The sequence below is a fragment of the Rothia santali genome (assembly GCF_024199905.1).
Classification (GTDB): domain Bacteria; phylum Actinomycetota; class Actinomycetes; order Actinomycetales; family Micrococcaceae; genus Rothia; species Rothia santali.
Genome location: NZ_JANAFB010000007.1, coordinates 13571 through 27361, shown reverse-complemented (window position 1 = coordinate 27361; position 13791 = coordinate 13571). Strand labels below are relative to the sequence as shown.

The following is a 13791-nucleotide window of genomic DNA, read 5'->3' as shown; positions in this document are numbered from 1 at the left end:
GCTAGCCGCGCAGCACCGCGTCGTGGCGCGCGCGCGCCAGGTCGATGGCCGCCTCGCGGTAGCCGCTGGCCTCGTCGTTGGTCAGGGTCCGGTCCGGGGCGCGGAAGCGCAGCGCGCAGGCGACCGACTTGCGGCCCTCCTCGATTCCCGTCCCGCGGTAGTCGTCGAAGACGCGGACGTCCTCGAGCAGCTCCCCGGCGCCCTCGCGCAGGGTCCCGAGCAGCTCGGCCGCCGGGAGGTCCTCGGCGACGACCAGCGCGACGTCCTGCGTCGTCGCCGGGTAGCCGGAGATCGGCCGCGCGACGACCGGGCGGCCGGCGCCGGCCACGAGGCCGCTGAAGCTGACCTCCATGGCGACCGTCCGCTCGGGCAGGTCCAGGTCCTTGAGGACCCGGGGGTGCAGCTCGCCCGCGAAGCCCACGGTGTGGCCGGCGTCGTCGAACAGCTCGGCGGTCCGACCGGGGTGGAAGGCCTGGTGCCGGCCCTGGCGCACGGTGAGCCCGACGCCGGTGGCCTCGGCCACGATCCGGGCCGCGTCGAGCGCGTCCTGCCAGTCGTAGGCGCGCGGGGTCACGCCGGGGGCGGGCTGCGCGTCGTGGCCGGTGAGGATCGCCGCGACGTAGCGCGGCTGCTCGGGCAGGCCGGCGTTCAGCTCGTCCAGGATGCCCTGGGCGGGCTTGGCGCCCACCGGCGGGATCGAGGAGGTGCCGCTCTGCTCGCCGGGCAGGAAGACGTTGCCGGTCTCGAACAGCGCGAGGTCGCGGAAGCCGCGGGAGTGGTTGCGCTTGAGCACCTGGACGAGCCCGGGCAGCAGCGAGCGCTGCAGGTACCCGTTGGCCTCGCTGATCGGGTTGGCCAGCTTCAGCGAGCGGACGGGCTGCTCGGCGTCGGCCGTGCCGAACAGGCGGTTCTCCTCCTGCGTCACGAACGGGTAGGACAGGACCTCGGTCAGCCCGGCCGCGGCCAGGGCGTCCAGCACGCGACGTCGGGCGGCCTGCTCCACGGTCAGCCCGCGGCCGGCCGGCGGGACGGGCAGGCGCGAGGGGATGTTCTCGTACCCGACCAGGCGCGCCACCTCCTCGCTCAGGTCCTCCTTCTCCTGGAGGTCCGGGCGCCACGAGGGCACGGTGACCTGGAGGATCCCGCCGCTGCGGGCGAGCGTGCAGCCGATCTCGGTCAGCGCGCGCTCGACCTGGGCCTCGGAGAACTCCAGCCCGATCCGGGCGGAGGGGTAGCGGACCGACATCGCGATCTCGTGCGGGAACAGGTGGTCGTGGACGTCCGTGACGCCCTCGTCCGGGGTCCCTCCCGCGAGCTCCACGAGCAGCTCGACGGCGCGCTGGGCGGCCGCCGGAGCGACCTGCGGGTCCACGCCGCGCTCGAAGCGCTTGGACGCCTCGGACGGCAGCCGGTGCCGGCGGCGGGTCCGGGCGATCGAAACCTCCTCGAAGCGCGCGGCCTCGATCACGAGGTGCCGGGTCTCCCGGCCGACCTCGGTCGAGGCGCCGCCCATGACGCCGGCCAGGCCGATCGGCCCGTCGGTGTCGGCGATGACGAGGTCCTCGGGGTCCAGCTCGCGGGTCTTCCCGTCGAGGGTCACCAGCGTCTCGCCGGCCTCGGCGCGGCGGACGTCGAGGGGCCCGCGGATCTTCTCGGCGTCGTAGAAGTGCAGGGGCTGCCCCAGCTCCAGCATCACGTAGTTGGAGATGTCCACGGGCAGCGAGATCGGCCGGATCCCGGCCAGGCGCAGGCGCGAGGCCATCCAGACCGGCGTCGGCCGGGACGGGTCGATGTGCAGGACCGAGCGGGCGACGAAGCGGCTCGCCCCGCGCCTGTCGTGGATCGGGCGCTCGTCGCGGATCGACACGACGTAGCCCTCGCCGTTGTGGACGGGGGCGCGCTCGGCGAGCGCGGCGGCCGGGTCGGTGAACTCGGCGTCGACGGCGTGGCAGTACTCGCGGGCGACGCCCCGCATCGAGAACGCGTAGCCGCGGTCCGGCGTGACGTTGATCTCGGCGGCCTCGTCGTCCAGGCCCAGCAGCGGCAGCGCGTCGGTGCCGACCTCGGGGTCCAGCCCCAGGCTGGAGAGCACCAGGATGCCGTCGTGGTCCTCGCCGATGCCGAGCTCGCGCACCGAGGCGATCATGCCGGCCGAGACGTGGCCGTAGGTCTTGCGCGCGGAGATCGCGAAGCCGCCGGGCAGCACGGCGCCGGGCAGGCTCACCACGACCTTGTCGCCGGGGCCGAAGTTGTGGGCCCCGCAGATGATCCCCTGGACGCCGGAGGGCTCGATGCCCTTCCCGGTCAGGGTCTGCTCGCGTCCCTCGGGCACCACGCGGACGGTGCACCAGTTGACGGTCTTGCCGTTGGAGTGGGTCTCGGGCTCCACGGTCAGCACCTGCCCGACGACGACCGGGCCGGTGATCCCGTCGGAGGGCCGGTGCACGGCCTCCTCCTCGAGCCCGACCCGGACCAGGGTCTCCATGAGGTACTCGGCGCTGGCGTTCGCGGGGAGCGGCGCGTACTCGCGCAGCCAGGAAAGGGGGATACGCATGTTCAGATCTCCATCCCGAAGTGTTCGCTGAAGCGGATGTCGCCCTCGACCATGTCGCGCATGTCCGGCACGCCGTTGCGGAACATCAGCGTGCGGTCGATGCCCATGCCGAAGGCGAAGCCCGAGTACATCTCGGGGTCGACGCCGGCGGCGCGCAGCACGTTGGGGTGGACCATGCCGCAGCCGCCCCACTCGATCCACTGCGGGCCGCCCTTGGCGCCCGGGTGCCAGACGTCCATCTCGGCGGACGGCTCGGTGAAGGGGAAGTAGTTGGGGCGCAGCCGGATCATGGCCTCGGGGCCGAACATCTGGCGCGCGAAGTGCTCCAGCGTCCCCTTGAGGTCGGCCATGGTCAGGCCGCGGTCCACGGCCAGCCCCTCGATCTGGTGGAAGACGGGGGTGTGCGTCGCGTCGAGCTCGTCGGTGCGGTAGACCCGCCCGGGGCAGACGACGTAGAGCGGCAGGGAACGGCGGTGCAGCGAGCGCATCTGCACGGGCGAGGTGTGCGTGCGCAGCACCGTGTGCGCCCCGACCGGCTCGAGGAAGAACGTGTCCTGCAGCTCGCGGGCGGGGTGGTCGGGCTTGAAGTTCAGGGCGTCGAAGTTGTACCATTCGGACTCGGCCTCGGGGCCGTCCTCGACCTCCCAGCCCATCGCGACGAAGACGTCGGCCGCGCGCTCCTGGAGGGTGTTGACGGGGTGCCGGCCGCCGACGCCGCGGCGCCCGGCCGAGGCGGTGACGTCCACGGTCTCCTCCACGAGGATCCGCGCGGCGTGCTCCTCCTCGAGCACAGCCTCGCGGGCCTCGAGCGCCTGGGTGAGGCGCCCGCGGGACTGGCCGAGGACCTTGCCGATCTCCTTCTTGTGCTCCTTCGACAGCGCGCGCATCTGGCGGTTGACGAGTGAGATCGCGGACTTCTCGCCGGTGAACCGGAGCCTGACCGCCTTGAGCGCCTCGAAGTCCGGGGTCTCGGAGTCGATGCTGCGCAGCGCCCGCTCGACCTCCTCGGCCAGGGCCTCGCGCACGCGCTCGAGGCCGTGCTCCGGGTCGTTCTCCAGCACGCCGGTCATCCCGGCCAGGACCCCCTCGGGGTCCGGCGAGGCCACGGCGCGCTCCGGCGACGTCTCAGTCATGAACTACTCATCTCTCGGTTCGGGTTCTCGGGGCTCTGGCGGCGGGCCCCCGGCGAGTGCGCCCCGTCCGGGCGGGAAGCCGCACGGCCCCGCAGAGCATGTCCATTCTAGGGGATGCTCGGGTCCTGTCCGCCCACCCCGCCGACCCGGCGCAGCAGGGCCCGGACGATCGGCAGGTCCGCGGGGATCCACTCCAGGCCGAGCACAGCCGCCTCGTCCGCGAGCTCGACCCAGCGCAGTTCGGAGTGGTCCGCGCCCGCCGTCGGCACCCCGGCGGACACCCGGCCCGTGAAGACCCGCATCGCGGCGCGCTCGTTCAGCGGCCAGCCCTGGGGGTGCGGGCCGGTCACCTCGCCGTCGAGCCCGACGCCGACGCCGAGCTCCTCGTCCAGCTCGCGGTGCAGGGCCTCCTCGCAGCCCTCCCCCGCCTCGACCTTGCCGCCGGGGAACTCCCACAGCCCGGCGAGCGCGGCCGGGTAGGAGCGGCGGGCGACCAGCAGGCGCGGGGAGGGGGCGGCGGCGCTCAGGGGCGCGCCGACCCCCCGCACGGGAGAAGCCCGCCGCCGGGTCCGCGGGCGGCGCGGGCCGGGCGGGAGGGCCGCGGCACGACGTCGTCCCGGATCGCCGGGGCGGCGCCGGCCGGGTCCGCCGCGCTCACCGGGCGGTGCGCTGGGCGCGGGCGCTGGCGTAGAGGCACACGGTCGCGGCGGTGCCGACGTTGAGCGACTCCGCGCGGCCGTAGACGGGAACGGCGACCCGGGCGTCGGCCAGGGACTTCTCGGCCCCGGTCAGGCCGCGGGCCTCGTTGCCGAACAGCCAGAGGGTGGGCCGGCGCAGGTCCACGCCCTCGGCGGGCGGCGGGCCGTCGGCGCGCGCCGCGGCGTCGGAGAGGTCGTCGAGGTCCACGTCGCCGTGGCCGTCCGCGGCGAGGACCTGCAGGCCCGACCTGCGGCCTCCGCACGGCCTCCTTGAGGTGCAGGTCGACGCTGACGGGCAGGTGGAACAGGAGCCGGCGGTCGAGCGGACGGCCTTGGGCCCGAGCACGTCCACGCTGCCGGAGGAGGCGAACACGGCGTCGGCGCCCGCGGCGTCGGCCGCCCGGATCAGCGTGCCCGCGTTGCCGGGGTCCTGGACGCGGACCATGGCCGCGACGAGCCGCGGGGCCTGCTCCCGGCCCCACGGGTCCGCGCGCAGGACGCTGGCGGCGTGGGCGACCGCGAGCACGCCCTGGGGCGTCAGCGCGTCGGACATCGCGGCGAGGACCTCCTCGCTGACCAGGCGCGCGAAGACCCGGCGGCCCTCCACGGGCGCGGGGCTGCCCGCCGCGGCGCCGACCGCCCCGGCGAGGGCGGGGTCCCGCTCGAGCGCCGCCTCGGTCACGTACAGCGCGTCGAGGATCGGGCTCTGGGCGTGCGCGGCGAGGGCCTCGCGCAGCGCCTGCGGGCCCTCGACCAGGAAGAGGCCGCGCTTGGCGCGCTGGCGCGGGCGGGCCAGCGCGGCGACGTCCTTGACGCGGTCGGCGGTCGGGTTGATCAGGGTCCGCTCGCGGGAGAGCAATTCGTAGGTAGACACGGCGCAAGACTACCGGACGGGGCGCCGGCGGGCGCTCCGGAGCCGGGCGGTCCGGCGGGCCGGAGCCGGGGGCGCCGGACCTGGATGATCGGGAGAGGGAGCGGATACTACGACGGCGCCGTCCGCTCCTTCCGACGGGAAGGTGCGGGCGGCGCCGTCGTGCCGATGCTCTCAGGCGGCCTGTGCTCAGGCGGCCTTCGGAGCCGAGGTGTCCTCGGGCAGGTTCTGCTTCGCGATCTCGACCAGCGCGCGGAAGGCGTTGGCGTCGTTGACGGCGAGCTCGGCCAGCATGCGGCGGTCGACCTCGACCTCAGCGGCCTTCAGGCCCTGGATGAAGCGGTTGTAGGTCAGGCCCTCGGCGCGGGCGGCCGCGTTGATGCGCTGGATCCACAGGCGACGGAAGTCGCCCTTCTTCTTGCGGCGGTGGTCGTAGCTGTAGACGAGCGAGTGGGTGACCTGCTCCTTCGCCTTCCGGTACAGGCGCGAGCGCTGCCCGCGGTAGCCGGACGCGCGGTCCATGATCGTACGACGCTTCTTGTGGGCGTTGACCGCCCGCTTCACACGTGCCACGTGTGTGCTCCTAACTTCTCGAGGTCGCGCGCCTGCGCGACCGTCAATCCTTCTGGTGTGGCGGCGGGGCCGCCGGGAGGCTGAGGGCCTACTTGGCCAGCATCTTCTTGATGACCTTGGCCTGGCCGCCGTCGACGATCTGGTCGCTGGCCAGGCGGCGGGTCACGCGCGAGGACTTGTGCTCCAGGTAGTGGCGGCGGTTGGCCTGCTGACGCTTGACCTTGCCGGTCCCGGTGAGCTTGAAGCGCTTCTTGGCACCAGAGTGAGACTTGTGCTTCGGCATGGCTGCCGTTCTCCTAACGTGTTCTTCCCCCGCCCGCCGCTGGGCGTGGCCGGGTGTTCGTGCAACGACCGTTCGAGCCGCTGCTGCTGGGTGGCGCACCCGCCTCCGATCCGATGAACACCGGATCGGCGACGAGCGCGCGTGCCTCGTGGGTCGGCCCTAGTGGGCCGGACCGGGCTTCGGCGGCCGGGGCGCCGGCGCGGCCTGCTGCTCGCCGGCCGGCTGCTCGCTGGCCTGCTGCTTCAGCGCCTCCGGCATGGCGTCGGCCATGCTGTTGGTCACGGGCTCCGCCGACCGGGTGTCCACCCGCTCGCGGCCCTTGCGACCACCGGACTCGCCGTTGCGCTGCTGCTCGCGGCGGGCCTCCGCACGGGCCTCGGCCTTGTTCCGCACCGGGCCGATGACCATGACCATGTTGCGGCCGTCCTGGCGCGGGCTGGACTCGACGGTCCCCACCTCGGCCACGTCGGCGGCAAGGCGCTCGAGCAGGCGCACGCCCATCTCGGGGCGCTGCTGCTCGCGGCCGCGGAACTGGATCATCGCCTTGACCTTGTCTCCCGCGGCGAGGAAGCGCTTCGCGTGGCCGACCTTGGTCCCGTAGTCGTGATCGTCGATCTTGAGACGGAACCGGACCTCCTTGAGGACCGTGTTGGTCTGGTTCTTGCGGGCCTCGCGCGCCTTGACGGCCGCCTCGTACTTGTACTTCCCGAAGTCCATGAGCTTGCACACCGGCGGCTTGGCGGAGGGGGCGACCTCCACCAGATCAAGATCCGACTCGCGCGCCAGACGCAGGGCGTCCTCTACGCGGACGATCCCGACCTGTTCGCCGCTGGGGCCAACCAGACGGACCTCCGGGACGCGGATACGGTCATTGATGCGTGGATCGCTAATGTGATGCTCCTGTCATCGGTGGGTTTCCCCCGTACAAAACGTCTGTGGGCGACTGAGGCCATGAAAAAAGCCTCCACCCGGTCTCAGGCGAAGGCACTCCCCCGGCTCGACGAAGACGCCCCTGCGAGAGAGGCGCCGCGTGCCGCGGCGAGGACCCGGCAGCCTGAGGCCGACGCGGGTGGGAGTGGGTACTCCGCTTGAAACTCCAGACAGTCTAGCACGATGGTCCCGTGTGGTGAAGGTGGGCCTCGCCGCATCGTTTCGTCCGGTCCCCAACCGTCCCGCAGGGCGAGCCTCCCGCGAGATCCTCGAGTCCGTCCCGTGGGTCGAGCTTCCCGAGGGAGCCTCGAGGGAGCGGCGGACACACGCGGATGTGGGAAGATGCCGGTATGAGCAATTCCCCCTCCGAGGACCAGAACACCTACCGCTTCGACGCCGGGGAGCCCGCGCCGGCGCCCGAGGCCGACTCCCTGGCGGACACCGCCCGCGCCGCCCAGGCCGCGGTCGACGAGCAGCTGCGCGACATCGCGGACGTCCCCGCCGTGGAGGTCATCACCACCACCGCCGTCCACCTGATGAGCGCGGCGGCCGTCAAGTGCGGCCTGGCCGCCGAGCAGGATGCCCGGGAGGTCATGGACCTCGACGAGGCCCGCAAGCTGATCACCGCGCTGGCCGGGCTGATCACGGCCGCCGCCCCCGAGATCGGCTCCCAGCACGCCGCGCCGCTGCGCGACGGCCTGCGCTCCCTCCAGCTGGCCTTCCGCGAGGCCTCGGTCATCCCCGACGAGCGCGGCAAGGGCCCCGGCGAGAAGTTCACCGGTCCCGTCTTCTGACCCCCGGCCGACCGCGACGACGCCGGCCCGCCCCGCATCCCGGGTCGGGCCGGCGTCGTCGTCTCACCGGGTCTCAGGCCCCGCGGAGGCGGAGCTCCATCGAGTCGACGCGCTCGGCGATCACCGCATCGGCGCGGAGCCGCTGCTGGAAGGCCGCGACGGTCGCGTCCAGCGCGGCGCGGTCCAGGCCCGCGCGCACGCCGAGCTCGATCCCCAGCTCCGGCCCGGGGCCGCCGCCGGGCAGCATGCGGCCCTCGGCGTCCCGGCTGGCCACGCCCCGGCCCGGAGTCATGCCCACCGAGGCGATCAGCGGGTCCGCCGCGGCGCAGGCCTGCAGCGCGGCCTCGACCCGGGGGTCGGCGTAGGAGGGCCGCCAGTCCTCGCCCTTGGCCAGGGCCCACAGCGCGGGCCGGCGCAGCACGAAGGTCAGCTCGGAGCCCGGGTTCACCACCATGAGCTGGTTCCCGTCCTCGACCGCCGCGAGCGCCGTCTTCCGGGCCTCGGCGGCCACCGGGCGGGCCTCGGGGTGCCAGGCGGTCAGGGCGTCGACCCGCGTGAACACCGGCAGCGCCTTCCGGCCGTCCGGGGCGCTGATGCTCACCAGCGACATGTCGGCCTCCTTGTCGGAGACCAGCCCGTCCGCGGTGAGCTCGGTGCGGGAGACCTCCGCCAGGATCGGCGCGAACAGCCGGCTGCCGGCGAGCGCGGCCACGACGCCCTCCTCCGGCAGCTCCGCCCGGCCGAACCGCTCGAGGGCCTCGGCGACGCGCGCGGGGGTGCGGCCGTCGTCGCCGGGGTAGGCGTGGGTGTGGGAGGTCCCCTCCCCCAGGTTCCGCCCCTCCCAGGCCTGGCCGCCGGTGTCGGCCTCCCGCCCGGCGCTGGCGAGCTGGGCCTGGATGTGGGCGGGCAGGTCGCGCGGCTCGGCCACGGCTACTCCGGCCGTCCCGCGAGGTCCAGCGCCTCGGAGAGGGTGAACTTCTCGGCGTACAGCGCCTTGCCCACGATCGCGCCCTCGACGCCGTGCGGGACCATCTCCCGCAGGGCCCGGATGTCCTCCAGGCTCGAGATGCCGCCGGAGGCCACCACGGGCTTGTCCGTCCGGCGCGCGACCTCGGCCAGCAGCTCGGTGTTGGGCCCCTGCAGCGTCCCGTCCTTGGTCACGTCGGTGACGACGTAGCGGGCGCAGCCGTCCGCGTTGAGCCGCTCCAGGACCTCCCAGAGGTCGCCGCCGTCGCGGGTCCAGCCGCGCGCGGCGAGCGTGGTGCCCCGGACGTCGAGCCCGACGGCGATCAGCTCGCCGTGCTCGGCGATGACCCGGCGCGTCCACTCGGGGTTCTCCAGGGCGGCGGTGCCGAGGTTGATCCGGTGCGGCTTGAGGCTGAGCGCGCGGGCGAGCGACTCGTCGTCGCGGATGCCGCCGGACATCTCGATCTTCAGGTCCAGCGTCTCGGAGACGCGACGCAGCACCTCGACGTTGTCGCCGCGGCCGAAGGCGGCGTCCAGGTCGACCAGGTGCAGCCACTCCGCGCCGGCCTCCTGCCAGGCCAGGGCGGCGTCGACGGGGTCGCCGTAGCCGGTCTCGGAGCCGGCCTCGCCCTGGACCAGGCGCACGGCCTGGCCGTCCACGACGTCGACGGCGGGCAGCAGTTCCAGGCGTTCTGCGGAAGGGGACATGGGTTCCTCGATCTCTCGGTGATGATGGCGGCGCGGGCGACGCCGGGGGTGGTGTGGGCGGCGCGGGCGACGCCGGAGTGGGTGGCGGCGCGGCCGGAGCCGGGGTGGGCGGCGGCGGGCGGGTCAGCCCAGGGTGACGACGTAGCCGCCGTAGACGAACAGCGCGACGGCGATGACCCAGAGGATCACCTGGACCACGACCGGCAGCCTCTGCCGCCGGAAGGAGATGGCCCCGCCGGCGAAGAACGCGCCGACGGCCATGAGCAGCAGCCCGGAGACGAGGGGGCTCATGCGCGGCCCTCCTTGCCGGCCGGGGCGGCGTCGCGGGACGCGGGGCCCGTACCCCGGTGCGCGGCGTCACCCGGGGCGGGTGCGGCACCGCCCGGGGCGGCGGGCGGCGTCGCGGCGAGCCCGGCGGCGTCCTCCGGGGCCGTCCGGGCCGGCCCCGAGGAGGCGGTCAGGCGCCCGGTGCGCGGCAGCCCCTCGATCCAGTTGCGCAGCAGCCGCAGCCCGGCCTCCGAGGACTTCTCGGGGTGGAACTGCGTCGCGCTCAGCGGGCCGTTCTCCACGGCCGCCACGAACCGCGCGCCGTGCTCGGACCACGTGACCCTGGGCGGGTCCATCGCCTCGATGGTCTGGTCGAACTCCCACTGCTGCACGCCGTAGGAGTGGACGAAGTAGAACCGCTCGTCCTCGATGCCGCGGAACAGCACCGTGCCCTCGGGGGGCTCGACGGTGTTCCAGCCCATGTGCGGCGTCACCGCCGCGGGCAGCCGCTCGACGGTCCCGGGCCACTCACCCAGCCCCTCGGACGCGATCCCGTGCTCGACGCCGCGCTCGAAGAAGACCTGCAGTCCCACGCAGATGCCCAGCACGGGGCGCCCGCCGGCGATGCGGCGGCCGATCATCCGCGGGGCGTCCACGGCGCGCAGGGCCCGCATCACGGCGTCGAAGGCCCCGACGCCGGGCACCACGAGCCCGTCCGCGCCCAGGACGTCGGACTCCCGGCGCGAGAGCACGACGTCGGCGCCGGCGGCCTCCAGCGCGCGGACGGCCGAGCGGACGTTGCCCGCGCCGTAGTCGAGGACGGTGACGGTGGGCCGCTGCTCGCCGGGCCGGCCCTGCTCGGAGGCCCCGGCCATCAGAGCGCGCCCTTGGTCGAGGGGATGCCCTCCACGCGCGGGTCGGGCTCGACCGCCTCGCGCAGCGCCCTCGCGAGCGCCTTGAACTGCGCCTCGGCGATGTGGTGCGGATCCCGCCCCGTCACCAGCTCGATGTGCAGGCAGATCCCGGCGTGGTACGCGATCGCCTCGAGCACGTGGCGCACCATGGAGCCGGTGAAGTGCCCGCCGATCAGGTGGAGCTCGTACCCGGCCGGCTCCCCGGAGTGCACCAGATAGGGCCGCCCGGAGATGTCGACGACGGCGCGGGCCAGCGCCTCGTCCAGCGGCACCGCGGCCTGCCCGAAGCGACGGATGCCGCGCTTGTCCCCCAGCGCCTCGCGCAGCGCCTCGCCGATGACGATCGCCGTGTCCTCCACGGTGTGGTGGACGTCGATGTGGGTGTCGCCGCTGCACTGGATGTCCATGTCGATCAGGGAGTGCTTGGACAGCGCGGTGAGCATGTGGTCGTAGAACGGCACGCTCGTGTCGATCGAGGACCGGCCGGTCCCGTCGAGGTCGATCGAGACGCTGACGGAGGACTCGCTGGTCTGCCGGGTCAGGGACGCCCGGCGGTCGGCGGTGGTGGGCATGGGGCTCCTCATCGGGGGTGTGCTGGGGGGGTGTCTAGCGGCGGTTCTCGAGGTGGGCCTCGAGGCTGGCGAGGAACGCGGAGACCTCCGCCTCGGTGCCGGCCGTGACCCGCAGGCGTCCGGCGATGCCGACGTCGCGGATCAGCACGCCGTCGGCGAGCAGGTCCTCCCAGAGCCCGCGGCTGTCCCGGACCCCTCCGAAGAACACGAAGTTGGAGTCCGACGACGCGGGCTCGAGCCCCAGCTCGGTCAGGCGCGCGACGATGCGGTCGCGCTGGCGGCGGATGTCCTCGACGTTGGCGAGCAGGCCCTCGCGGTGCCGCAGCGCCGCCAGCGCCGCGGCCTGGGTGATCGCCGAGAGGTGGTAGGGCAGGCGGACGAGGGTCACGGCGTCGACCACGGCGGGCGCCGCCGCGAAGTAGCCGACCCGGGCGCCGGCGAGCGCGAAGGCCTTGCTCATGGTGCGCGAGACGATCAGCCGCTCGCGGCCGGTAAGCAGGGTCAGCGCGGTGTCCTCCGGGTCCCGGGCGAACTCGGCGTAGGCCTCGTCCACGACCACGACGCCGTCGAACTCGCTCGCGGCCTCGTAGACCGCCTCGATGACGTCCAGCCCCAGCGCCGTCCCCGTGGGGTTGTTCGGCGAGCAGAGGATGGTCACCGCCGGGCGGTGGCGGCGCACCTGCTCGGCGGCCAGGGCCGCGTCGAGCGAGTAGTCCGCGGAGCGCTCCCCCGGGACGAACTCGGTGTTGGTGCCGAGCGCCAGCAGCGGGTACATCGAGTAGGTGGGCATGAAGCTCAGGACCCTGCGACCGGGACCGCCGAAGACCTGGAGGATCTGCTGGAGGATCTCGTTGGAGCCGTTGGCGGCCCAGAGGTTCTCCTCCGTCAGCCCCTGGCCGAGGTACTCGGCGAGGGCGGCGCGCAGCTCGCGGAAGTCGCGGTCAGGGTACCGGTTCAGGCCGGTCGCGGCCTCCCGCACGGCCTCGGTGATCGCCTCGACCACCTCGGGCGGCATGGGATGCGTGTTCTCGTTGACGTTCAGGGTGTAGGGCACGTCGATCATGGGCGCGCCATAGGGCGAGCGCCCGCGCAGATCGTCGCGGAGGGGCAGCCTGTCGAGTGCATCCAGGGAATCAGTCACGCACCCATCTTAAGGACAGAAGCTCAGCCCTCGGAAATCACGGGGACGACGAGTCGCTGCCCGGGCTCCAGCGAGCCGCCGGGGAGCTCGTTGAGCTCGCCGATCAGGGCGACGGTCTCGCGCGGGTCGGCCCCGGGGTCCACCTCGCCGGCGATGGCCCAGAGCGTGTCCCCGTCCGAGACGACGATCTGCTCCGTCACCTGCGCCGTGGGCTCCGAGGTGGCGTTGGCCGTCCCGGAGGCCAGGAACACCAGCAGCGCGGCGAGGACCGCCGTGGCAGTCAGGAGGACGGGCAGGCCGATGAACACGAATCGGCCGCGCCGGGTCAGGGTCAGGCGCGGCGCCCCGTCGGGCGATCCCGGGACCATCGCGCCGGTGCGAGCGAGGGTTTGACTCATCAGATGCTTCCTTCTGGGTTGAGCGACTGAGTTCGAACGCGTGTTCGAAGTAGTACAGATGTTCTATCAGCTTTCTCGAACACTGTCGAGAAAAATAGAACATGTGTTTGATCTGCCACACCCGATCGCCTAGCCTTGAGGTAAGGCGACTGGCCGGTTCTCGCGCATGTCCGCGGGGCGCAGTCGCGGGCCGGAAGGCCTCGCGCCCCCGCACGGACGGGGGCCCGCGTCGCAGAAGTATTCGAGGAAGGGAACCCGGTGGCACACAAGCTCTCGGAAGAGGCCGCGCGCAAGCCGTTGACGGAACGGCAGGCGAAGATCCTGGGCGCCATATCCTCCTCGATCCGCGCCCACGGCTACCCGCCCTCCATGCGGGAGATCGGCGACGTCGTCGGGCTCTCGAGCCTCTCGAGCGTCACCCACCAGCTCTCCCGCCTGGAGGCGCTCGGCTACATCCGGCGGGACCCCAAGCGCCCGCGCGCCATCGAGGTGCTGTGCGAGCCCGAGTCCCCGGCCGCCGCGCCTGGGGCGGGCCCCGGAGCTGAGGCCGCCCCGCCCGCCGAGGCCGACGTCGTCGAGCTGCGCCCCGCCCCGGAGGCCGAGGACGCCGTGACCCGCGTTCCCCTGGTGGGCAGCATCGCGGCGGGCGTGCCCATCACGGCCGAGCAGCACGTCGAGGACGTCGTGTCCCTGCCCCGGCAGCTGGTGGGGCAGGGCGAGCTGTTCATGCTCGCGGTGCGCGGAGACTCCATGGTCGAGGCCGCGATCTGCGACGGCGACTGGGTCGTGGTGCGCCAGCAGAGCACGGCCGAGAACGGCGACATCGTCGCGGCGCTGCTCAACGACGAGGCCACGGTCAAGACCTTCCGGCAGCGGGACGGCCACACCTGGCTGCTCCCCCAGAACCGGCAGTACGAGCCGATCCTGGGCGACCACGCGAGCATCATGGGCAAGGTCGTCTCGGTCCTGCGCGCGGTCTAGGCCCCGGC

At 73.5% G+C, this 13791-nt stretch carries 15 protein-coding genes and 1 pseudogene; 2 read left to right on the top strand and 14 right to left on the bottom strand.

What is annotated here, in order from left to right:
* Position 1 precedes the first annotated feature (1 nt).
* The 7 genes from pheT to infC form a co-directional block, all read right to left on the bottom strand.
* On the bottom strand, positions 2–2554 hold the full coding sequence (gene pheT / locus NBM05_RS04285; protein WP_254165367.1) for a phenylalanine--tRNA ligase subunit beta: 2553 nt from the start codon (positions 2552–2554) through the stop codon (positions 2–4).
* 2 nt (positions 2555–2556) lie between these two features.
* Positions 2557–3624 (bottom strand): phenylalanine--tRNA ligase subunit alpha, encoded by a 1068-nt coding sequence (pheS, locus tag NBM05_RS04280; protein ID WP_373689290.1) that lies wholly within the window; start codon positions 3622–3624, stop codon positions 2557–2559.
* Positions 3625–3794: 170 nt separating this feature from the next.
* Positions 3795–4235: a (deoxy)nucleoside triphosphate pyrophosphohydrolase gene (locus tag NBM05_RS04275; protein WP_254165363.1), complete on the bottom strand. Its 441-nt coding sequence runs from the start codon at positions 4233–4235 to the stop codon at positions 3795–3797.
* A 106-nt stretch (positions 4236–4341) separates the two neighbouring features.
* Positions 4342–5259 (bottom strand): TrmH family RNA methyltransferase, encoded by a 918-nt coding sequence (locus tag NBM05_RS04270; RefSeq protein ID WP_254165361.1) that lies wholly within the window; start codon positions 5257–5259, stop codon positions 4342–4344.
* 186 nt (positions 5260–5445) lie between these two features.
* Positions 5446–5829, bottom strand: coding sequence for a 50S ribosomal protein L20 (gene rplT, locus NBM05_RS04265; protein WP_373689283.1), 384 nt, complete (start codon positions 5827–5829; stop codon positions 5446–5448).
* Positions 5830–5917: 88 nt separating this feature from the next.
* A complete protein-coding gene (gene rpmI / locus NBM05_RS04260) occupies positions 5918–6112 on the bottom strand; it encodes a 50S ribosomal protein L35 (protein WP_254165359.1) in 195 nt (64 codons plus the stop codon).
* A gap of 159 nt (positions 6113–6271) precedes the next feature.
* A complete protein-coding gene (gene infC, locus NBM05_RS04255) occupies positions 6272–6976 on the bottom strand; it encodes a translation initiation factor IF-3 (RefSeq protein ID WP_373689289.1) in 705 nt (234 codons plus the stop codon).
* A gap of 416 nt (positions 6977–7392) precedes the next feature.
* Here infC and NBM05_RS04250 point away from each other — a divergent pair, with 416 nt between their 5' ends.
* Complete coding sequence (locus tag NBM05_RS04250) at positions 7393–7836, top strand: DUF1844 domain-containing protein (RefSeq protein WP_254165357.1); 444 nt, start codon at positions 7393–7395, stop codon at positions 7834–7836.
* Positions 7837–7909: 73 nt separating this feature from the next.
* Here NBM05_RS04250 and NBM05_RS04245 read toward each other — a convergent pair whose 3' ends face one another.
* The 7 genes and pseudogenes from NBM05_RS04245 to NBM05_RS04215 form a co-directional block, all read right to left on the bottom strand.
* Positions 7910–8764, bottom strand: a complete 855-nt coding sequence (locus tag NBM05_RS04245) for an SseB family protein (protein ID WP_254165356.1) — start codon at positions 8762–8764, stop codon at positions 7910–7912.
* Between the two features lie 2 nt (positions 8765–8766).
* Positions 8767–9510, bottom strand: coding sequence for a bifunctional 1-(5-phosphoribosyl)-5-((5-phosphoribosylamino)methylideneamino)imidazole-4-carboxamide isomerase/phosphoribosylanthranilate isomerase PriA (gene priA / locus NBM05_RS04240; RefSeq protein WP_254165354.1), 744 nt, complete (start codon positions 9508–9510; stop codon positions 8767–8769).
* Positions 9511–9633: 123 nt separating this feature from the next.
* On the bottom strand, positions 9634–9801 hold the full coding sequence (locus NBM05_RS04235) for a CG2302 family histidine operon protein (RefSeq protein ID WP_254165352.1): 168 nt from the start codon (positions 9799–9801) through the stop codon (positions 9634–9636).
* 167 nt (positions 9802–9968) lie between these two features.
* Positions 9969–10652, bottom strand: a pseudogene (gene hisH, locus NBM05_RS04230) (imidazole glycerol phosphate synthase subunit HisH); the annotation flags it as partial.
* The gene (gene hisB / locus NBM05_RS04225; RefSeq protein WP_254165351.1) at positions 10652–11263 is read right to left on the bottom strand and encodes an imidazoleglycerol-phosphate dehydratase HisB; all 612 of its coding nucleotides are present in this window, start codon (positions 11261–11263) and stop codon (positions 10652–10654) included. The pseudogene hisH and the gene hisB, both read right to left, overlap by 1 nt.
* A gap of 34 nt (positions 11264–11297) precedes the next feature.
* Positions 11298–12404 (bottom strand): histidinol-phosphate transaminase, encoded by a 1107-nt coding sequence (locus tag NBM05_RS04220; protein WP_254165349.1) that lies wholly within the window; start codon positions 12402–12404, stop codon positions 11298–11300.
* A 23-nt stretch (positions 12405–12427) separates the two neighbouring features.
* Positions 12428–12802: a LysM peptidoglycan-binding domain-containing protein gene (locus NBM05_RS04215; protein WP_254165347.1), complete on the bottom strand. Its 375-nt coding sequence runs from the start codon at positions 12800–12802 to the stop codon at positions 12428–12430.
* Between the two features lie 258 nt (positions 12803–13060).
* Here NBM05_RS04215 and lexA point away from each other — a divergent pair, with 258 nt between their 5' ends.
* Positions 13061–13783 carry a transcriptional repressor LexA gene (gene lexA / locus NBM05_RS04210; RefSeq protein ID WP_254165346.1) on the top strand — a complete coding sequence of 241 codons (723 nt, stop codon included), beginning with the start codon at positions 13061–13063 and terminating at the stop codon, positions 13781–13783.
* The last annotated feature ends 8 nt before the right edge of the window (positions 13784–13791 follow it).